Source organism: Pirellulales bacterium (assembly GCA_019636335.1).
Lineage (GTDB): Bacteria > Planctomycetota > Planctomycetia > Pirellulales > JAEUIK01 > JAHBXR01.
The window spans coordinates 437,034-457,051 of record JAHBXR010000002.1; the positions used below are offsets into that span (position 1 = coordinate 437,034).

Consider the following 20,018-nt stretch of genomic DNA (forward strand, 5'->3'; position numbering starts at 1 on the left):
CCACGGTATGCCCAAGGTGTTGATGCCCATCGGTGATGCCACGGAAGTGCTCGATACGATGTATCCGTACTTTCGCCTGCCGGAGGATGGCTTCGAGGTGGTGGTGGCCGGCCCCGAGGCTCGCGTCTATCCGATGGTGCTGCACGAGAAGCCGCCCGGCTGGGACATTACCCGCGAGACGGCCGGCTATCACCTGGCTGCCACGATCGCCTTTCGCGACGTGCGGCCCGAGGATTATTGCGGCCTGTTCATCAGTGGCGGACGCGCGCCAGAGTATCTCCGCTACGATCAGGATCTGCTCCGCGCCACTCGCCATTTCTTCGCAGCCGGCAAACCGGTGGCGTCCGTGTGCCACGGCGTCGAGATCCTCACCGCGGCCGACTGTCTTCGTGGCCGCACGGTGACCACCGTGGCCAAGTGTGCCCTCGATGCCGCGCAGGGTGGGGCCAGGTACGTCGATCAACCGGTCGTCGTCGACGGCAATCTCGTTTCCGCCCGCACGTGGCACGATAACACTCCCTTCTTGAAGGAGTTCGTGCGCATGCTCAAGGAATACACCGCGCGCTAGCGCACGGCAGGACCTTGGCTCTGTTGCGCAAGGCCGACGTGGCATGGCCAGCTAGGCCGCGCGCCGCGTCTCGGTCGGCTGCTGCTTGTAATAGCGCTCGAGCAGGCTGATCGGCGCCAACTCCTTCGCCACGAGCGACTCACGCGAGATGAGAAACGTTTGCTCCAGGGCAAAGCGGCCCGACAGCACCGCGTGCGAGACCATATCCGTGTAGGCGATCCACACCGAGCCGGGCGGAAAGTCGAAGACCTGCTTCGGGCAGTTGGCCTGGAACTCGTCGTGCTCTTTCAAGAAGTTGTGAAAGCTGAGCATGAACTCGTCGTACGGAGGACGTACGACGACGGGCAGGCCGGCCGATTTGGCCAGTCGTCCCACGGCGCGGCGGAGTTGTGCCACGCCGCCAGCGGCGTAAATGCCGCGCAACTGCGGCGCGGCCCCGAAGCGACGCAGCAATACGTCGAACGTGTCGGTGGTTACCCAGCGACGCGCTTCCGTCGGATTGATGTTCAAGAACACACGCAGGATGCGGTCGCCTCCCGTGGGGCGCGTGGCGAACGAATCGACGTGCAGCAGATCGTTCCGGGCTCGTTTGCGCAGGTCGCGGCCGCGCTCCTCGACCGGCCGGAAACTGGCGAAGTCGAGCCGCCACGTCTTTGAGTACGGCGTCAGGAATTCGGCCAGGAAACCGGTCACCCGACGCGAAAACGACGCCATGACGGCCCGGGCACGTTCGGCGTCGGCCGGCTCGACGTCCGTCAGTCCGGTCAACCGGTCTTCGTGCGGCCGGTAGGCGATGTTCTTGTGAATTTTGGCGGCGGTCTGCTTCACGCCCAGCAGGAACTCGCGGTCGCCGGTGGGCAACTCGAACGGAGCCTGGGCAAAGTAGACGATCTTGCCTTCTTCCAACTGCCGGCACCATGCGCTGGACGCGTCCACCACGGTGGTCGGCCGATGGCTCGACTCGGGCATCGCGTCGTCGCTGCCGTTGAAAATCCGTAAAGAGGGCGTCGGCTTCATGTTACTTCCTGCTCCAAGTCGCCTGTTTGGTTCCGCTCCTTAGCCTTATCGGCACAGTCGCGAAAACCGCTTGAAGCGGGAATTTTTAAGTAGCCGGAAAAGTTTTCCTAGTTTGCGCAGTTTTCGCTCGGCGGCACCCGAATAGGGGCAGGCAAGCGGATTCAGCCCTTCCGAGTCGCGCAGCGCTCTATTTATGGAAGCCGCGACGGCGATGCTGGCTGTACCGAGCCAGGGCGTCTTCGATTACCGGCAGGGCCGCAGCCGCCGGCTGGAAATCGTCGACTTCGACCGTCTTGCCTTCGAGCAGCTTGTAGTCCTGGAAGAACCGCCGCAGCATCGCCAGCCGGTGTCCTGGCAGTTCCGAGGCTTCCTGGAACTCCTGATACTCGGGGTCTTGCAGGGCCACGGCCAGGATCTTGTGGTCGCGCTTGCCGCTATCGATCATCGTCATCAGGCCGATGGCCCGAGCGTCGACGAGGGTCAGCGGATCGACCGGTTCCTGGCACAACACCAGCACGTCGAGCGGATCGTCGTCTTCGGCCAGCGTTTGCGGGATAAAGCCGTAATTGGCCGGGTAATGCACCGACGAGTACAACACACGGTCGAGCCGCAAGAGACCGGTCCGCTTGTCGAGCTCGTACTTCACGCTCGAACCACGGGGGATCTCGATCACGGTGGCGAACTCGAGGGGCAGATGCTCGCCGGGGGTCACGTCGTGCCAGGCATGGGTCATGGGTCGTTCTCGTTCCTTCGTTCGCAAGCGCTTGGTGGGGGGCCGTCCTCGTCGGTTTTCGCAAGGTTAGATCGGCCCGGACAGTTCCGCCTGGTCGGACTGCCGTCATCGTAACGATGCCCCGGCCGTTTGTCGTTACCACCGACAGGGACGTCACAACCGATTCCATGGCCGCTGGTTCGATCCGCGGATCGTATTGCCTTGATCCCCGCGCACGTGGGCAATCTAAGTTTGAGCGGGAGTCTTTCGGCGCCAGGTGTTAGCATGCGCGCCGGTGAAATCGTCGCCCGACGTGCGACGCCCGCCTTGCTCCCGCCTGCCAGCCATCCGCCTTGGGGGTGCGACTCACCTTGAACGCTGAAAAACTACGTCTCGAAGAGCATCGGTTGCGACGCCAGAACTGGCGCCAATGGGGCCCCTATCTCAGCGAACGACAGTGGGGCACCGTGCGCGAGGACTACAGTCCTCACGGCACCGCCTGGGACTATTTCCCTCACGACATGGCCCGCAGCCGCGCCTACCGCTGGGGCGAGGATGGCATCGCCGGATTCTCCGACGACAAGCAACGCTTGTGCCTGGCGCTAGCGCTGTGGAATGGCCGCGATCCGATTCTGAAAGAACGGTTGTTCGGGCTGACCAACAGCGAAGGGAACCACGGCGAAGACGTCAAGGAGATCTACTACTATCTCGACGCCACGCCATCGCACTCGTATCAGAAGATGCTCTACAAGTATCCGCAGCGCGAGTTCCCCTACGCGTGGCTGGTCGAGGAGAACCGCCGCCGCACCAAGCAGCAGATGGAGTTCGAGCTGCTCGATACGGGGGTCTTCGACGACGATCGCTACTTCGACGTCTTCGTCGAGTACGCGAAGGCCTCGCCTCGCGACATGCTGATCGAAATCACGATCGCCAATCGCGGACCAGACGCCGCCGAGCTGCACGTGCTGCCGCAACTGTGGTATCGCAACGTCTGGAGCTGGGGGAGTAATCCGCAGCGGCCCGTGCTCGAGGTCGATCGCGAGCAGACGATCACCGCGCGGCACGAGTTGCTCGGCACGTACCAGTTGTTCGCGCCCGCGGCGGATCGCCTGCTGTTTTGCGACAACGAGACGAACGTCCGTCGGCTGTTCGGCATGCACGACGCCCACGGGTATTTTAAAGACGCGTTCCACGAATACGTGGTGCAGGGCAATCACTCGGCGGTGAACCCGATGCAGTGCGGCACGAAATCGGCCGCCTATTATCGCTTGAACCTGCCTCCGCACGGCGAGACGAAGCTGCGCTTGCGGCTGGCCGAGAATCTGGGGGAATCGCCGCTGGCCGACTTCGAATCGATCATGCACGATCGCCGCGGCGAGGCCGATCAGTTCTACAACGAGCTCGAACGCGACTTGCACGATCCGGAGAACTGCCGCGTGCAGCGACAGGCACTGGCCGGCATGTTGTGGAGCAAGCAGTTCTTCTATTTCGACGTGGCGCAGTGGCTCCACGGCGATGCCGGCCAGCCAGCGCCCCCCCCCGAACGCCTCCACGCGCGCAACTCGGAATGGCAGCACATGCACAACGCCGAAGTCCTCTCGATGCCCGACAAGTGGGAGTACCCCTGGTACGCCGCCTGGGATCTGGCGTTCCACACGATCGCGCTGGCGCTGGTCGACGCCGAGTTTGCCAAGTCGCAACTCTTGCAGCTCACGCGCACCTGGTACATGCACCCGAACGGGCAATTGCCCGCCTACGAGTGGGCTTTCAGCGATACGAATCCCCCGGTGCATGCCTGGGCGGCCTGGCGCGTGTTCCAGATCGATCGCCGGCAGCGGGGCGGACCGGGCGACATCGCCTTCCTCGAACGCATCTTGCACAAGCTGCTGTTGAACTTCACCTGGTGGGTCAATCGCAAAGACGCCAACTCGCGCAATGTCTTCCAGGGGGGCTTCCTCGGCATGGATAACGTCGGCGCGTTCGATCGCAGCGCGCCGCTCCCTCCCGGCATGCAGCTCGATCAGGCCGACGGCACGAGCTGGATGGGCATGTACTGCCTGAACCTGATGCGCATCGCGCTCGAGCTCGCGCTGCACAACCCGGTCTACCAGGACATCGCCACCAAGTTCTTCGAGCATTTCCTCAGCATCGCCGAAGCCATGACGAACATGGGCAACAAGGGCATCGGGCTGTGGGACGAGCAGGACGAGTTCTACTTCGACGTGCTCACGATGCCCAACGGCAAATCCATGCCCCTCAAAATTCATTCGATGGTGGGGCTGATTCCGCTCTTTGCCGTCGAGACGCTCGAGCCCGACATGCTCGAAAAGCTGCCCCAGTTTCGCAAGCATCTCGAGTGGTATCTGACGCACCGTCCCGATCTGGCGAACCTCGTCTCGCACTGGGAAGTTCCCGGTCGCGGGCGCCGTCGCCTCCTTTCGCTGTTGCGCGGCCATCGCATGAAGTGCCTGCTGCGACGCATGCTCGACGAGTCGGCCTTCTTGTCGGACTATGGCGTGCGATCCCTCTCGCGCAAGCACCTGCAGGATCCCTACGTCGTCGACGGCTATGCCCGACATTTCGAAGTGGGGTACGAGCCGGGAGAATCGGAGTGTGGGCTGTTCGGCGGAAATTCGAACTGGCGCGGCCCGATCTGGTTCCCGGTCAACTTCCTGATCGTCGAGTCGCTGCAGAAGTTCCACCACTACTACGGCGACGACTTCAAAGTCGAATGCCCCACCGGTTCGGGCAAATACATCACCATCAACGAGGTGGCCGAGGAGCTGACGCGCCGTCTCGAGCGGCTTTTTCTGCGCGATGCAAACGGTCGGCGCCCTTCGTTCGGTCCCTACGAAAAAATGCAGACCGATCCCCACTTTCGCGACTACCTGCTCTTCTTCGAGCATTTCCACGGCGATAGCGGCCGGGGATTGGGGGCCTCGCACCAGACAGGTTGGACCGGACTCGTGGGCAAACTCTTGCAGCCGCGACGCGCCCCAGCGCCGAACGGCGCTTCGAATACCAACATGCCCGAAGAACACATTGCCCTTTCGGAGATCTCGACATGATCACGGCCGACGCGACCCTCGTTGATCCCACGCTTTCGGTACCGCTACCCCAGGCGACGGCGCCCCGGTTGCTCGCCGGCCAGAAGGCGCTTGTGACGGGAGCGAACTCGGGCATCGGACTATCCGTGGCCCTGGCCCTGGCCGAAGCCGGCGCTGATGTAATCGTGAACTACGTCGCCGGTGATGACGTCGCCGAGCAGGTCGTCCGGCAGATCGCCGACTTCGGCGTGCGTGGCCTGGCCGTCAAGGCCGACGTTTCCCAGGAAGATCAGGTCCGCGCCATGTTCGCGCACATACGCGATCAGTTCGGCACGGTCGACATCCTGGTCAACAACGCGGGACTGCAGCGCGATGCCAGCTTGACCGAGATGACGCTGCAGCAGTGGAACACCGTGATCGGCGTGAACCTGACGGGGCAGTTTCTCTGCGCGCGCGAGGCGGTGCGCGAGTTCCGCCGACGCGGCGTGGTGCCGTCCGTTTCTCGCTCGGCCGGCAAGATCATCTGCATGAGCAGCGTGCATCAGGTCATTCCCTGGGCCGGACACGTCAACTACGCGGCCAGCAAGGGGGGCATCGACATGATGATGAAGACGATCGCCCAGGAGGTCGCCCCCGATCGCATTCGCGTGAACAGCATCTGTCCCGGCGCCATTCGCACGCCGATCAATCACGATGCCTGGGCCACTCCCGCAGCGCTCGACAAGTTGCTGACGCTGATTCCCTACGGGCGCGTGGGCGATCCGGCCGATATCGGTCGCACCGCCGTCTGGCTCGCTTCGGATCAGGCCGAGTACATCACCGGCGCCAGCATCTTTGTCGATGGTGGCATGGCGTTGTATCCTGGCTTTGCCGACAACGGCTAACGCGCAGCGTCCGCACGCGACAGATCGCACGAGAAAGAATCACGCCACGTGCTTGATTTCTGGCAGAACTTTTCAGTCGTCGCCGTTCTGCACCTGGTGCTGATCTGCGTGCTGCTGCCGTGGATCCTGCTCACGAAGCGCGAGCCGACCGCCGCGATCGCCTGGATTCTGGCCATCGTGATGATGCCGTTCTTCGGTTCGCTGCTCTATTGGATCTTCGGCTACAACTACGTCTACCGGCGCCAGCAGCGCAAACGCCGGCACCGCGAGCGGTTCGCCAAACAGCATCGTTCGACCTCGGGCCGCGGCAGCGTGGTGGCGGCCGAACTGGCCCCCAACACCTACGCGGATCTCGGCACGCTGGCTGCCATCACCGGCGCGTTTCCGGTCGAGTCGGGCAATGCCGTCGAGCTCTACCACGATACGAACGACGCCATGCAGGCGTTGCTCGCGGCGATCGATGCGGCCCAGCATCACATTCATCTCGAGTTCTTCATCATTCACTCGGACGAAGCGGGCCAGGCGCTCATCGAGCACCTCACGCGCAAGGCCCGCGCCGGCGTCGAGGTGCGCTTGCTCTACGATGCCATGGGCTGCCTCCGGCTCAAGCGAGCCACGCTTGCCCCGCTCGTCGAGGCCGGCGGCAAGACAAAGATCTTTTTACCGTTGCGGCTGCAACGCTCGCGTCTGCACGTCAATCTGCGGAATCATCGCAAGCTGGTCGTCATCGATGGACATACCGCCTTCACCGGGGGCATGAACATCGGCGACGAGTACCTGGGGCGCAATGCCTATTTCGGCTACTGGCGCGACACGTTCATGCGCGTCGCCGGTCCGGCGGCCGGTTCGCTGCAATATGTCTTTCAAGAAGACTGGGACTTTGCCGGCGGACGCCCCTTTAACGGCGAGCGATACTTTCCCAACATGCCCGACGCCGGCACGTCGCTCGTGCAGGTAGCGGCGGCTGGGCCCGATCAAGATACGAACTGCATTCGCGAAACGTACCTGCTGGCCATGCTCGCCGCGCGCGAGCGATTGTGGATCGCCACGCCCTATTTCGTGCCCGACGTCGGCCTGCTCGATGCGCTGCGCGTGGCACGCTACCGCGGCGTGGACGTGAAGATCCTGGGCATCGCCAAGCCCGACCATTACATCGCCTACTACGCCAGCAGCTACTACTGGGCCGAGATGACTCAGTTGGGCGTCGAGGTCTATCTCTACCACCAGGGAATGATGCACTCGAAGCTGATGATGGTCGACGGTCGCTGGGCCATGGTCGGATCGGCCAACATCGACGAACGCAGCCTGCGCTTGAATTTTGAACTGGGCTGCGTGCTCCACTCGCCCGGGCCCGTGGCCGATCTGGAGCACGCCTTTCGCCGCGATCTCGAACAGGCCACTCGCGTCGACCCGGTGGCCGTCGCCCAACGCAGCATTCCCCGCCGCATGCTCGAGAACGCCTGCCGCCTGGCGGGTCCGAATCTCTAGCGGAACAAGCGAGTAAACGCTGCTGTTAAATTAACTTTGTATTACAAAGTTAATCCGCTAGAATCAGGCTATGCCTACGCAGGGTCTCTATTCCAACTGGCGATTCTGGGCCTGGACGACGGCCGCGTTCATCGCGGGGATCGGCGTGGGCTTCGCCCTCTGCATCGTCGTCGGGATCGTTTTGACGGCGATGACGAGCTACGCACAGTAACCGGCGCCAGTCAGGAAGCGTCCCCCGAAATCGACGCCGACCGGGGGTGGACGCTTTTGACAACAGGCAAGGGCAGCCGTAGAATCGCGGGTCTGACACAGCCGCCCGATGCTCGCACCGGGCCCGGCTGGGGCGGTAGCTCAGTTGGGAGAGCGCTGCGTTCGCAATGCAGAGGTCGAGGGTTCGACTCCCTTCCGCTCCACTACGTAACTCGTCACTGTGCAATTACTTAGGACGGGCACTCAACTACCCACTTTGGATACCGTGCATGGATGCACGGTAAAAATGCACGGTTCGCTTGCCGGCCTGCTGCTGGCCTATCCTTGAATGAAAGGATGGGACATGCGACAGCCCCGCCCCTGGCTCCGAAAGCAGACTGGTACATGGTACGTCTGCATTGACGGCGAGCAGCACTCACTCGGCAAGGACAAGGCCGAAGCCCACGACGAATTCCATCGGCTGATGACCGAGCGAACCGGCGTCGTGCGCACGACGCGCTTGACGGTTCGCGAGATCGTCACGGCATACCTGGACTACGTGAAGGCAAATCGGGCTGCCAACACACATAAGAAGTACAAGCACATCCTGACGACCTTCTCGGCCAGCACTGCGGCAACTCTGCGACCGCATGCCTTGCGGCCGTACCACGTCCAACAGTGCATCGACAAGCACTACAGCGACCGCAGCACGACCTACCAAGCCGACGTGATTACGTCGATTGTTGCGGCCCTCAATTGGGGCGAGTCGATGGGGTTGGTCACTCGAAATCCCATTGCCCGCATGAAGAAACCGCGCCGCAACGTCCGGGAGAACTACGTTCCATCCGAGAAATGGGCGGAGCTTATCGCGGCGGCGTCTGATGATTGCTTTCGCGATTACTTGACCGTCGCTCTGTCATCGGGTGCCCGGCCGAATGAGCTAAGGACCATGCAGGCAGGCTATTTGAATGGCTCGCGTGTCATCTTCCCGCGCTTGAAGTCCAAAGGGAAAACTAGACAGCGGGTCGTCTACCTGGACCCCATTTCATTGGGGATTGTGCAACGGCTGGCCAAGCAGTATCCGACCGGCCCGCTATTCCGCAATCGCGAGGGCGAGCCCTGGAATCGACATTCGATCAAGGATCGTTTCCGGCGACTCCAAACCAAATGGCCGGGGCTGTGTGCGACGGTGCTACGTCACAGTTTCACGCACCAGAAGCTAACCAGCGGCGTCGATTCGCTGACGGTGGCGAAGTTACTCGGCCACGTCGATACGCGGATGATTGCCACGCGGTATGGCCATCTTGAGGAAGCCGAAGAATACTTGCTTGAGAAGGCCGCGACAGGCAATCCTTTGGCAAAGCCAGCTAACGGACAAGCCGCAAGCGGGAAGCCTTGACGTTCGCTTTCTGGTAGGCGTCCAAGTCGCGCCGTTGAATCCGAATCGGATTCGTGGTGTGCGATAGCTCACCAGATTCGCACAGTGAGTAGACCTTGCGCGTGCTGATATTCAACAGACGGGCCGCTTGCTGCACAGTGAGCGGCCCGTCTGGCGTTTCCGGGTCTGGCGATACGCTGATGGCCTGGAGGCACTCGGCTAGCACTTCGCGAGCAATGCCGATGGAGATTCCACCCGGCCGCAGCTTACGGCAAGCGGCCACGGCGTTCGGCACGCCTGCGGCTGCCGCTTTCCGCTCGGCTTCGTGGATGACGTTACGGAGATCATCAAAGACGTTGAGTGGAATTTCGTCCCATTGCTCGATTTCATCGAGCTTGGCGAGTTGCTTTTTCAGCCAGGATTTGAAGGTTTTGGCCATGCCAAAGTGTAGCTTACCGGGTGGGCCTTGACCGTTTCGTCCGCGATCCCCTAGGCTCAATTTGTCGCGACTGGACTTCGGTAGGGGGTAGCAAGATGAGCGAGAACGTGCCAATTGGGCCTTGGACTAATCGAAAACCGTTCTACGACGGCTTGACGCTGCGCGCGAACGGCGATGCTGCTGAACAACGTGGCGCTCTGGTGTTTGACCTAGATCGGCGATTCCCTGAATACGAGCGATTTTGGAAGTACCACATTGCCCCTGCGACGCAACGGCCGCACGACGCGCTAGCGTTCAATCCGAACGTCGATGATGCAATTGTGTATATCACCCAACGCAGCTACTCAGTCTTTGCCAAGCTCTTAAAGGCGCATTCGCTGCTAGAGCGAGTTGGCGCGCAGGACTATGGCGAAATGTTTGAGAATTGGAGCAACACAATTGGCGAAGCTGGCGATGCCATACAGCGATTCCACGATTTGCGAGGTACGATAGCTCAACTCTCTGCCCTAGTCGGGTCGCCGACGGACCCTTTTCCCGATTGGAGCAAGAACTGGAAGGACGACTGCGATGCACTGGGCGGCTACCGGCACTACGAGACACATCAAGGTGAATTTCAAATCTTCGTCGAGAATGACATGCCTTACGTGTTGAAGCGAGAAAAGCTCGCTGACCGGGCGCTACGGGCCGGCGTCACTTGGAATCTGTCGATCAGCGACTTTCAATTCAACAGAGGTGACTTTACGACGCTCATCTATGCAGCCGTCAATACAGTTGACGAAACGACTGCTTGGCTGAACAAGGCATACGAGCGAATCAATGCGACGCTCGACCCGCTGCTTTCTAATCCGAACTACGACGGACTACGCGGCAACGTACCACTCACTGCGCACGCACGTCCACAAGCGACAGGTCAATCAACTGGCTTGATCGGACAACACGTCGGCGCGTACTCCGGTGTAAGGACAGTTCCGGCACTCTTTGTAATGTGCGGAACAACCACACCGCCGCCGCCAGAGAATCCCTAGCTCAGCACGAAGCCACCAGATGCCCGCCACGCATCCCACCACGGCCGTACACGCGATGCGTGGTATGCCGATGTCATCCTGAGCCGGCATTCGTGTTACTCGGTCTCATTCAAGCCGTGGCGCGACGCGGCAGAGGTTCCGGGCGCGGTGGCTGGCCAGACAGAGAAGGGCTGCGGTAGGTACGGTCTGTGAGGCGTGGTCGTCAGGTGTGAATTGACCCCTCCGGGGTGGTCGTGCCGATCAACCGAAGTCAAAGAGGTTGCCCACCGTGTTGTCATCGTCTGGGACGCTGTGCAGATAGAGACTCGTCACGCTGGCACTGGCATGGCCGGCGGCATCGCGTGCTTCGGCGAGCGAGCGACCACCATTTAAGCTGTGCGAGACGAAGCTGTGACGGCCCGAGTGAATCGACAAGACGCTGACACGCTCGGGACCAAGGCACTTGATCGCAGTCCGCCACCTAGCTTGCAGTGTGCGAACACTGAGGCGCTGGCCACGTCTGTGCTTACTCGGGCTCGCGATGAATGGATCGGATGAGGTTGCCCCTTGTGCGGCACGCTCGGCCTTCCAGGCTCGCAACGTGGCGAGTGTGCCTTGGTCCCACCAACACGGAATGCGACGTGCCTTGCCCCTCTTGGCGATGCTACCGGGGATATAGACGTGAGGCCGGTTGCCTTCCAGCTTCACATTGGCCATCGACAAGCCGCGAATCTCAGACACGCGACAACCGAGGCAGCAACTCAAACGAAAGACGACATGATTCAGACGGGTACTGGTCGATCGACGCTTTCGGCGTAGGTCAGCAAGGACGGCTCCGATTTCAGCCTTGGTCAGAATCTTCACTCGGTCGATTTTCATGGTCGGCATGTCTGACTCCCGGTTGCGAATTCAGGCGTGATACTCAACTCTTGCTTGAATTCGCGCCAAGTCCATGCGAATTCCCGCAGGAAATCCCAATTAGCTGAAAGAATCTGCATTCGGAGGGGGGGGGGGGTTCTGCCTATTATCTACTCAAGAGATATACAATTCGGCTCGCACACTCTCGCACTGCGGCTGACTTTCACCTGGCTCCGCGTCGTCAGCCCAACGACGGGCAGCCGGCTGATGGGCAGGGCTTCGCTGGTCGCTTGGCTACCAGCGACGCGGCTATGCCGATTGACGCGGTTTTGCCGGTCCTATCAACGACGCGGCAGGCATAGCCGCTACGATCGATAGGACCGTTAAGTCCTGCGCCTGGGCCGGCGCGGGAGGTCGGTCTAACCGCGCGAAAGAGTTTTGCTGGTTGTAGTGCCGCGTCTGCTTTCCATCTTGCAGTTCAGCGTTTTGGGGGCTGCCGCGTCCGACTGCTGGTCTCGCAGTCCGACGTGGTTCTTGCCGCGTCCAGAAGCTTGTTTTCGCCGCGTCCGCTTTCCATTTTGCGGTTCGGTTGCTTGTTGCTTTTTATTTTTGCGCTCGCAAAGTGCGTTTTTACGGATTCGATAATAGTAGAAGCGAAAGGATGGAAAAATGGAAAAAGGACGCGGCGATACCGAACCGGCGACGATTAAGGCGCGTACAACACAACGCGAACTGCAAATCTGCAAAAGTGCGCGAAGAAATCGCCCTGCGATGAAACGTAATACTATGCCGCCGAGTGTCTGCGGTGGCACTATCGTCGCCCTGCAACTTGGTGAACCTTGAAGCCCGTCGAACGCCTGGAAGAGTTGTGCCGCGTCCTACCACATATCTCCGATCCGTCTAATCTGCCACCCGAGTTCATTGCCGCACGCGACGACATCTATCGAGCGTTCGGGCACCTCTTTATTGCGTGGGCTGACCCCAACCGACGCAACCACGTAGACCCGCCAGCAGAGCTTGGACTACAGCCAGGCCAGCCTATCGAAGATTTTTATGCCCACACAACGCCGGCCCAGCGGACAAGGATCGGCACCGCCTGGACGCGAGTAGGCGAGGCGTTGCAACGCTTGGCAGCGGGCAGCAAGCCCAAGCACAGCTATACGGCCTATCTCTATCGCGCGATCCGCGATGGCGTCTACGAAGCTAATCGCGACGAGAAATTCACTCATCTTGCTTCGCGCTCAGCGGAGTGGCGAGACCGAAAAGCTGGCTTCTTTCACACCACCAAATCGACAGAGAAACACAACATCGGCAGACTTGCCGCTGACTACCGCGAACTAAACCCAGCCGACGCCGCAATCAAGAATGAATGGCTCACCCAACTCTGTGGCACAAGCACACCAGCAGGACGTATGCGTGCGGTCAGCATACTGACGGGCTGCGGATACTCGCGCAACGAAATCGCCGAAATGACGGGCTTGTCAATTCACCAGATTGACCGGATTCGCGCCGACGAGAAACAAGCAGAAAATCAAATGGCACAAGCGGCGTAAGACACCGCTAGGTCGGCCGTGGGGCTCACCAGCCACGGCCGACCGCCTCTTATATTGTCCGCTGGTGAGGTATAGAACTGAGTGAGACACCATGAAGCACTTCTTGGATGCGTTCTGCATCGGCACCAATGATGATCTAATCGCCCTCGCGATCGCAAACTCCCCCTGCGAGTTGCAATTCAACACGAGAAGCGATCTCGGCGAGCCCGGCGAAAAGCAATGGCGAGTTGCGGATGATGGTACATCGTTCGGGCCGTACCGCTATCCTCGTGACGCCAAGGACCAACCCGACTGGTCCCCTCTCTACCTACCCTACGATCCCTCCATATACTGCGATGCCATCGGCACAACTGGCTTTGGCCAGCATGGCAGCTTTGCAGTCTTTTTTGATCTTGATACCTCGCTTGGCCACGCCAAGGGCAGTAAGACGATCACTCCCGCCCGGCGTGACGAAATCGTCAAGTCGTTGGCCAAGCTCGAATCCGTCGAGGTCCGCCGATCCACCGGCGGCGAAGGCCGCACGGTGGTTGTCTATCTCGACAACATCCCCACCGTCAACCACACGGAACACGCCGCACTAGCCCGCTTCGTACTTGGCAAACTCTGCGGTGATGCTGGCCTAGACTTCGCCGCCGACGTTGACGTGTGCGGGGGAAATCAATGGATTTGGGCGCGGCGCGCCTCCGCCGAGAAACAATCGTACAAGATCATTCAGCCATTCCGCCGCAAGCTCGGCGAATCAGACGTTGATGGCTGGCGTGCCCATATCGAGGTCGCGCAGCGGAAGCGATCACGCGCCCGAGTTCGCGGTGTAGCGGCCGACAAAGAGGATGAGTTCGCCGCATTAGTCGGCGGCTATCCGTCCGTCAAACGTGACGCCACGCATGACCGTATCTTTGGCTGGATGCAGAAGAACGGCTATCCAGTCGAGTATGTGGCCGATCTCGACTTGTTTTGGTGCCATACCGCCGGCCTAGCAGCAGCACACAAGGCGCTTGATCTTCTGGGCATCTTCCAAACGCTCAGCCCTGGCACCGATGTAGCACAACCGAATTGCTACGTGAGCCTTCGCCGTGGGGGTGTGTTCTACGTCGTCCGCTTTCAGTGCCAGTCCGAAGCGCCAACCTGGGGCAAGACGGACGGCGGACACGCAAGCTGCTACTATAACGTCCCGACGAATATCAAGCTCGTCTGCGATGCAGTCGGCGGCGTGTGGCTAGGGAATGATTCATTCTCCGCCAGCATCGACGCCGCAACCAAGGCTGCAAAATACTTTGGCGTGACGCTGCCAGTGTTGACCGGCGAGCGCGCCATCACGATCAAGCGGCAGGGCGACGAATTGGTATTCGAGGCTGAGCGACTAGGCAAAGAATCGCCGGTAGGATGGGGGCCAGTCGGCCGAAAGCTCAAACTTTGCGTTGGCGTTGATTTCGGCGATAACGCCGAATCGAACATCGACGTAGTTCGCGCTGTGGTTACAACAGAGGGTGACGCCGCAGGGTGGATGCTGCAAAAATCTGACCTTGCCTGGACTTTCACCCATGCGGATTCCCACGCGGCCAAGCGACTGAAGAAAGAGGGACTGACCGGCAGCGAGGTTGACGCCATTCTCGGGTGTGCGCTGACTTCGCCGTGGACGCTGGTCAATGAGCCCTTCCAAGGCGAGTTCCTCCCCGGCCGCAAATGGAATCGTCACGCCGCGCGATTGGCCTACACGCCGGGTGAACCCGGTAAGCATCTGCACTGGAATTTGATCTTCGATCATCTAGGCTTTGGCCTAGACGATGCCGTTGACGCTGACGATTGGTGCGCCGAGCATGGCATCGACTGCGGCGCAGACTATCTGCGACTGTGGGTAACGCTGATGCTCCGCGCTCCACACTTGCACTTGCCTTTGCTCTTTCTGTACAGCGAGAAAGAGGGAACCGGCAAGTCATCACTCCATCGCGCCTTGTCTATTCTCTTCCATCGCGGCTGTGTAGCGGCAATCGACTGTTTGACTGGCGCATTCAATCGGCCATTGGCTGGCTGCGTTTTAGCGCACGTCGAGGAGGATCGAATTCCCCGCGAAGCTGCCGGCAAAGTCAAGCGATATATTGAGAGTCCGACGATTCCGATTCGCGCTATGCGAACCGATCATTACGAACTGGTGAACACTAGCCATTGGATTTGCAGCAGTAACCACATTGACGCAGTTCCGCTTAGCGCCGGTAACACGCGAGTTGTAATGCTGGAAGTCGGCAAGCTCGAAAGCGAAATCGAATGGCCACGACTAGAACGCGAGTTGCGGGCAGAGGCACCGAGCTTTCTGGCCACGATTAACCAGATAGAGATTCCTCCGCCAGTCGGTAGATTGTGCCTTCCGATTTTGGAAACAGCGATCAAAAGACAGGCGATGGAGCTTGATGCCGTCGAACCGCTCAAGCTCACGGCCGACGATACCAAGTTCCTAGACGCAGTGGTCAAGGTAATGACTTCATCGTATTTTGATCTCGATGCCGATGGCGTAATCGAGGGGTCGGCCGAAGAATTGCAGTCGGTCTTTATTGCCGCTGGCCATGATCCTGGCCCGAAGGTCCGCACGAAGCTAAAGCGCATTCAGGCGGCGCTAGCCGAGTTCGGCATCAGCCTTAGTTTTCTTACTCGCAAGCAACGTCTTGCTTGGGACGGCCTAGACACGGCCGCCTAGCATCCCGCGCGGCGGACAGCAAGGGCCGCCGCGCTTGATATCCGAGTGAGCGCCTAATGAGGCGCTCCGCCGCCACCACGCGATCGCGTAGTAATCCGCGTGGTGGCCTGCGTACAGCGGCGCCTCACACCGCCGCCAAGGGCAGCCGGTCGCCCGATGAACCGGCCGGCTGCCAATCTTTTCTACCGGCCGCGCGACATGTTGTCGCGCGCTCGCATTTTTTGTGCGTAATGGATAGTTACTATGAGTTTTGCAGAAGCGATCCTCCGTACTGACAAGTTACCTTTTCACGCTCGCCCCAAGGCGAGACTCCGAAACCTGCTCGCCGATCTTGAATCGCGCGGCGAAGAATCCAGCAAAGAGTGCAGCGAAAAGTGCGGCGGGAATCCTTTCGAGTTTGCTGAACGATTCATTCCTGGCGTCACGGTTTCGGATCGGGAGATGCTCACGCTCTGCCGTTCTCTCAGCGAACTGTGGGAGACTGAGCACGCGCCGCCGGGTGAGCAAAAAGTTGTCCACTGCACGCTCGGTGCTGATGGAGTGCTGCGCGAGCGCGATCAATGATCGACCGATCCAAACTCGCGAGCACCTTGCCGCCAACTCAAAAACACTTCCGATACTTCAGCACTCGCAGGGGTGCAACAATCGTTGTCGATCAGTGGAACATGCACTACGTCGTCGGGTCAACGGCCATGTTCGCATTCGATCAAAAAAACAAAGCTTCTTTTCTGGCCGCGCTTGAAGCGGCGAAAGACGAGGATACCAATGAGTAGACTTTTTAGAAATCACGGCGAATACTTGGCGCTCGGCGACAACTGGCGGGATCGCGTCGAGCGCGCCCAGCAAAAATGGCGCGAACAGAATCCGCCGCCGCAGCCCGACCAACGAATCCATGATCGATACTTTGACAAGAATGGATCGCTTCGACCGCGCGCCGAGCGCGAAGCCCTAGAAGCCGCTGAAGCGAAAGCGCAGCAGGTTGTTGATTATGAAGTTGAGCAGCGTCTAGCCGCGCAGCCGAAAGGTCCGCTCAACTGGGCACAAAAAACTCTGGAAGCTTACGAGGGTTGCTCCGGCCTGAGTCCTCGGCGACGAAAAGAGCTTGAAGCCAAGGCCAAGGAAATCGACAAACAAATCGATGCTCAATTGGCGGCCGAAGCCGAGCAGCGCGAGCGTGAGTCCGATCCTCGCTTCGTGGAGGCGCGGCAACATGCGGCCGAATTCTTACGCTCGCTGCCAGAAGCGTTCCACACTGAAGGTCGAGTCGCGCTTGCGATCCTGGATCGGATCGACGATCCCGCGCAAGTAGACCTTTACTGGCGCGAAGCCAGTGCCGTCCGCGCCAAGGCCAATGAGGCAAAGCGTGTCGAACGCGAAGAGCGTCAGCGCGAGGTCGATGCGGCTGCCGCCCGGCTGGAAGCGCACTTCGCCGAGATGCGCCAGCACGAGAGCATCGTCGCTAAAGAGGCCGAGCACGGAGGCGCGACCGATGCCCAGTGACAGATACGACCGCGCACGTCGCGCGGCAAACAAACGCGCCGATCAACTATGGAAAAGTCTCAAGGCCGCTGGCCGCGAGGAATCGCAGACCATCGCAATCATCGGCGGCCCGCCGCCGGCTGTCACTGGAAGTATCATGCTGACCGCAGCGAGCACCACGAATGAAGAGAAACGTACTTGATTTCATCGGTGATGCGTCCGGTCATGCTGGACGCCTTCGCGAAGTCATTGATTCGATAACCGAGTTCAGCGCGGCCGGGAATCCCTTCTCGGCCGCGCTGGCCATCATCGACCCGGCCGACAATGGCCTTGTGGATGTCGCGGAGGCCGCCGAAGCCCGATGGGCGCAGGCCGCGAGGAACAAAGCATGATGGATGACGTGTATATGCAGCGAGCGCGAGAACTCGCAAGATTCCTGCGGCCGAGCGACTACAACCGATACAGCAAGTTTCGCACGGATAGGTTCGGGCAGCCCGCTAATGTCTGGCACGACACACGCGCGATACTGAGACTGCGCCGAGCCCTGCAACGACGAGAGCGCGAGCATCTGGCACAGACTGTTGTACTGCCGGCGGTCCTTGAGATGCGCGCGGAGGGGATGACGTATGCTGAGTGCGCACATGTGACGAATAAGGCAGGCTATCGGTCGATATTAGGAAGATGCTGGACGCATCGGATGGTCCGGCATTTGGTCGATAAGCATAGACAGCTTGGCTGAGCGTGGATTCCGCACGACGCACGGTGCGAAGGCACGCTTAACTTGTTGGCTCGTGGGCTACTGTAGGCTCTATCAACATGCTCAGCCGGGCAAGTCTACCTGGCTCGACGGGGCTTGCCGTGGCAATTGAATAGGTGAAGCAGTCGGTCGCTCGCCAATCCAATAGGCGATGTTGTCGTAGCTTAGCCGACATCCGAAAGCCGCATAGAGGCTCGCAGTCAGTTCGCAAATAACTCTTGAAATGTCGTCCGCGATTTCTTCCGTCGAAACGATTATGACTTCCGACTCTGCGACATGCTGATTTGAGATGCCGAGATTATTGGAATGCGTCTGACGGTCAATCAATGTCCGCTTATGCAGCCCAGCCCAGCGAGTGACAATCTCGCATTGCGCCCTGTCGCCAGCAAATAAGCGTGCCACCTTGCGAGTGTGCAACATACAATCGCGAGCCCAAAGCAGCGGTATTTGTCGATCGATGTACTTGCCCGGTAGTTCATCCGGTGGCAAGTCAATTCGGTTGTCGCACGCATGGTAGACCTTACCGTCGATGCTCGCTCGCCAGTATGCTGCGACGAATGGGTTGTTGATCCGGCATTCCAATGCTCGCAAATCTTCGGAAATGTGCGGATCGTGTCCTTTTACTCGCACCACGTCATTGTCCAATTGTTCGGCGATGTATTCAAGTTCGCCAAGCAGGCGCGTCGCGGGAATAGGATCGAAGTCACCTAAGACACGGCAGGCCACGCTTGCAATCCCACGCCTCTGGTCAAATACCCCCGATGCTTCGCACGCGGCCTTGGATTCGTCGATCCATTGTTTGAAATCGGACAAGGCGTAACCCCTTTCTGCTTGCGACCCTGGAAACCATCCCTGAAAACATAGCACACAACGATCAAAGCCCCACTCGCACAAAGCTGCAAAGTGCAGTTGCGACGTGGGGCTTTTTCGTTCTTGCCTTCCGTTATGAGCGATTGTGGCCACTTTTTGACCTTCTCGACTCCCGATTGATCCTGGAGTGTCTTCCTGACATGACGTAATCGACGGGTTATCACGCTGATTCACTTGCAATCTGTTTAGCTGGCCCCTATCTTAGCAGCCTCTGGTCGGCCTTGCGTCGGTTGTCACGCCAAGGGCAGTTGCGATGGGTGAGCAGCGGCAGGTTGCGTCATATAGCCATCCCGCATTCGAGATACTTAGCGCAATCTCGACTGTGTTTGCGGTACTCGCGCTCTTTGATCCGCTTGGCATATGGGCAATTACCGGTGGGTTCTTGTTGTTCGAGGCATTTTGGCTCTGGTCACCTCATTCCGCAGCGGCACGTGCTGATGTGCGGCGCATCTGGAAGTTCTTTACTTCGGGCGCTATTTCAAACATCAGCCAATTCTTCAGCGCAGCATTCACACTCATCATCTGCCTACCGCTTTATCGTTTTCGGCGATGGTATATGTTTCTGCTACCCTTGCTTGTATTGACGGTCGGATGGTCTTCTGTACTTGCGGGTTGGGTTCACACGACGATCGGTCGCAAGAATTATCTAGACAGTTTTGCAACAATAGACGCGCACGAAGCCGCACTTGTGCAAGACAAGTATCCGGCCTTAAGCAATGATCCATCGCAAGAGGCTCGCTTGAACATATGGAAGCGGTGGATGGGCGGCGGCGCAGAGCCGGTGGGTCCGCTCTATGAGATTGACACTCCTGAATTCACGGACTCCTACAGGGATTTAACCGCTACCTATTCGATTGGAACCACCTACCGCATCCAAAACGCTATAGCGTTCCTGCAATCAGTGGACAAACACTATAAGCACGATCAAACGTACCGACCTACTTACAGGCAGATACCTGCCTGTATTCTCAATGGTGGTTATTCGCTTGATATCGAGGTAGAACGGCCTTCAATGGGAGAGAAGCTGGTCCTTTACCTTCAAGTAACGCACCGCGATCCAAAAGAGCCAGTTACCGCCACTGATTG

19 protein-coding genes and 1 tRNA gene are annotated in these 20,018 nt (G+C 59.6%); 14 read left to right on the top strand and 6 right to left on the bottom strand.

The features are described 5' to 3' along the window. The first annotated feature begins 7 nt into the window (after positions 1-7). Entirely contained in the window at positions 8-568 is a 561-nt protein-coding gene (locus KF708_03965; protein ID MBX3411850.1) for a DJ-1/PfpI family protein, read from the top strand. 51 nt (positions 569-619) lie between these two features. On the opposite strand, the gene KF708_03970 is transcribed toward KF708_03965, so the two are convergent. Then, positions 620-1,585, bottom strand: a complete 966-nt coding sequence (locus tag KF708_03970) for a Kdo hydroxylase family protein (protein ID MBX3411851.1) — start codon at positions 1,583-1,585, stop codon at positions 620-622. A gap of 187 nt (positions 1,586-1,772) precedes the next feature. Continuing rightward, entirely contained in the window at positions 1,773-2,318 is a 546-nt protein-coding gene (locus KF708_03975; GenBank protein ID MBX3411852.1) for an inorganic diphosphatase, read from the bottom strand. Positions 2,319-2,668: 350 nt separating this feature from the next. Here KF708_03975 and KF708_03980 point away from each other — a divergent pair, with 350 nt between their 5' ends. The 6 genes from KF708_03980 (at position 2,669) to KF708_04005 (ending at position 9,304) form a co-directional block, all read left to right on the top strand. Beyond that, positions 2,669-5,365: a glucosidase gene (locus tag KF708_03980; GenBank protein ID MBX3411853.1), complete on the top strand. Its 2,697-nt coding sequence runs from the start codon at positions 2,669-2,671 to the stop codon at positions 5,363-5,365. Next, entirely contained in the window at positions 5,362-6,228 is an 867-nt protein-coding gene (locus KF708_03985) for an SDR family oxidoreductase (GenBank protein MBX3411854.1), read from the top strand. The genes KF708_03980 and KF708_03985 overlap by 4 nt, the downstream gene beginning before the upstream one ends. Positions 6,229-6,276: 48 nt before the next feature. After that, on the top strand, positions 6,277-7,716 hold the full coding sequence (gene cls / locus KF708_03990; protein MBX3411855.1) for a cardiolipin synthase: 1,440 nt from the start codon (positions 6,277-6,279) through the stop codon (positions 7,714-7,716). A 70-nt stretch (positions 7,717-7,786) separates the two neighbouring features. Further along, complete coding sequence (locus tag KF708_03995; GenBank protein MBX3411856.1) at positions 7,787-7,927, top strand: hypothetical protein; 141 nt, start codon at positions 7,787-7,789, stop codon at positions 7,925-7,927. A 129-nt stretch (positions 7,928-8,056) separates the two neighbouring features. Further along, positions 8,057-8,129 (top strand) — tRNA-Ala (locus KF708_04000). Positions 8,130-8,269: 140 nt separating this feature from the next. Then, positions 8,270-9,304 carry a tyrosine-type recombinase/integrase gene (locus tag KF708_04005; GenBank protein ID MBX3411857.1) on the top strand — a complete coding sequence of 345 codons (1,035 nt, stop codon included), beginning with the start codon at positions 8,270-8,272 and terminating at the stop codon, positions 9,302-9,304. Here the strand turns inward: KF708_04005 and KF708_04010 are convergent. Further along, positions 9,273-9,722, bottom strand: a complete 450-nt coding sequence (locus tag KF708_04010; protein MBX3411858.1) for a helix-turn-helix domain-containing protein — start codon at positions 9,720-9,722, stop codon at positions 9,273-9,275. The genes KF708_04005 and KF708_04010 overlap by 32 nt on opposite strands. 95 nt (positions 9,723-9,817) lie before the next feature. Here KF708_04010 and KF708_04015 point away from each other — a divergent pair, with 95 nt between their 5' ends. Continuing rightward, positions 9,818-10,747: a hypothetical protein gene (locus tag KF708_04015; protein MBX3411859.1), complete on the top strand. Its 930-nt coding sequence runs from the start codon at positions 9,818-9,820 to the stop codon at positions 10,745-10,747. A gap of 240 nt (positions 10,748-10,987) precedes the next feature. Here KF708_04015 and KF708_04020 read toward each other — a convergent pair whose 3' ends face one another. Together KF708_04020 and KF708_04025 are read right to left on the bottom strand one after the other, a co-directional pair. Next, entirely contained in the window at positions 10,988-11,614 is a 627-nt protein-coding gene (locus KF708_04020) for a site-specific integrase (protein ID MBX3411860.1), read from the bottom strand. Positions 11,615-12,003: 389 nt separating this feature from the next. Beyond that, complete coding sequence (locus KF708_04025) at positions 12,004-12,396, bottom strand: hypothetical protein (protein MBX3411861.1); 393 nt, start codon at positions 12,394-12,396, stop codon at positions 12,004-12,006. A gap of 27 nt (positions 12,397-12,423) precedes the next feature. Here KF708_04025 and KF708_04030 point away from each other — a divergent pair, with 27 nt between their 5' ends. The 5 genes from KF708_04030 (at position 12,424) to KF708_04050 (ending at position 17,697) form a co-directional block, all read left to right on the top strand. Further along, positions 12,424-13,137, top strand: a complete 714-nt coding sequence (locus KF708_04030; protein MBX3411862.1) for a hypothetical protein — start codon at positions 12,424-12,426, stop codon at positions 13,135-13,137. Between the two features lie 91 nt (positions 13,138-13,228). Next, the gene (locus KF708_04035; protein MBX3411863.1) at positions 13,229-15,826 is read left to right on the top strand and encodes a hypothetical protein; all 2,598 of its coding nucleotides are present in this window, start codon (positions 13,229-13,231) and stop codon (positions 15,824-15,826) included. A 243-nt stretch (positions 15,827-16,069) separates the two neighbouring features. Beyond that, positions 16,070-16,390, top strand: coding sequence for a hypothetical protein (locus KF708_04040; GenBank protein ID MBX3411864.1), 321 nt, complete (start codon positions 16,070-16,072; stop codon positions 16,388-16,390). A 201-nt stretch (positions 16,391-16,591) separates the two neighbouring features. After that, on the top strand, positions 16,592-17,326 hold the full coding sequence (locus KF708_04045; protein ID MBX3411865.1) for a hypothetical protein: 735 nt from the start codon (positions 16,592-16,594) through the stop codon (positions 17,324-17,326). A gap of 161 nt (positions 17,327-17,487) precedes the next feature. After that, positions 17,488-17,697, top strand: a complete 210-nt coding sequence (locus tag KF708_04050; GenBank protein MBX3411866.1) for a hypothetical protein — start codon at positions 17,488-17,490, stop codon at positions 17,695-17,697. A 428-nt stretch (positions 17,698-18,125) separates the two neighbouring features. Here KF708_04050 and KF708_04055 read toward each other — a convergent pair whose 3' ends face one another. Next, a complete protein-coding gene (locus KF708_04055; protein ID MBX3411867.1) occupies positions 18,126-18,875 on the bottom strand; it encodes a hypothetical protein in 750 nt (249 codons plus the stop codon). Between the two features lie 310 nt (positions 18,876-19,185). On the opposite strand from KF708_04055, the gene KF708_04060 reads away from it, so the two are divergent. Further along, positions 19,186-20,018, top strand: an 833-nt coding sequence (locus KF708_04060) for a hypothetical protein (protein ID MBX3411868.1), incomplete at its 3' end; no start/stop codon positions are given.

Bases quoted from the DNA above. Each gene is read 5' to 3' on its own strand.
- KF708_03965 (MBX3411850.1), top strand. From the start codon at position 8: ATGCCCAAGGTGTTGATGCCCATCGGTGATGCCACGGAAGTGCTCGAT.
- KF708_03970 (MBX3411851.1), bottom strand. From the start codon at position 1,585: ATGAAGCCGACGCCCTCTTTACGGATTTTCAACGGCAGCGACGACGCG.
- KF708_03975 (MBX3411852.1), bottom strand. From the start codon at position 2,318: ATGACCCATGCCTGGCACGACGTGACCCCCGGCGAGCATCTGCCCCTC.
- KF708_03985 (MBX3411854.1), top strand. From the start codon at position 5,362: ATGATCACGGCCGACGCGACCCTCGTTGATCCCACGCTTTCGGTACCG.
- KF708_03995 (MBX3411856.1), top strand. From the start codon at position 7,787: ATGCCTACGCAGGGTCTCTATTCCAACTGGCGATTCTGGGCCTGGACG.
- KF708_04005 (MBX3411857.1), top strand. From the start codon at position 8,270: ATGCGACAGCCCCGCCCCTGGCTCCGAAAGCAGACTGGTACATGGTAC.
- KF708_04010 (MBX3411858.1), bottom strand. From the start codon at position 9,722: ATGGCCAAAACCTTCAAATCCTGGCTGAAAAAGCAACTCGCCAAGCTC.
- KF708_04015 (MBX3411859.1), top strand. From the start codon at position 9,818: ATGAGCGAGAACGTGCCAATTGGGCCTTGGACTAATCGAAAACCGTTC.
- KF708_04020 (MBX3411860.1), bottom strand. From the start codon at position 11,614: ATGCCGACCATGAAAATCGACCGAGTGAAGATTCTGACCAAGGCTGAA.
- KF708_04035 (MBX3411863.1), top strand. From the start codon at position 13,229: ATGAAGCACTTCTTGGATGCGTTCTGCATCGGCACCAATGATGATCTA.
- KF708_04040 (MBX3411864.1), top strand. From the start codon at position 16,070: ATGAGTTTTGCAGAAGCGATCCTCCGTACTGACAAGTTACCTTTTCAC.
- KF708_04045 (MBX3411865.1), top strand. From the start codon at position 16,592: ATGAGTAGACTTTTTAGAAATCACGGCGAATACTTGGCGCTCGGCGAC.
- KF708_04050 (MBX3411866.1), top strand. From the start codon at position 17,488: ATGAAGAGAAACGTACTTGATTTCATCGGTGATGCGTCCGGTCATGCT.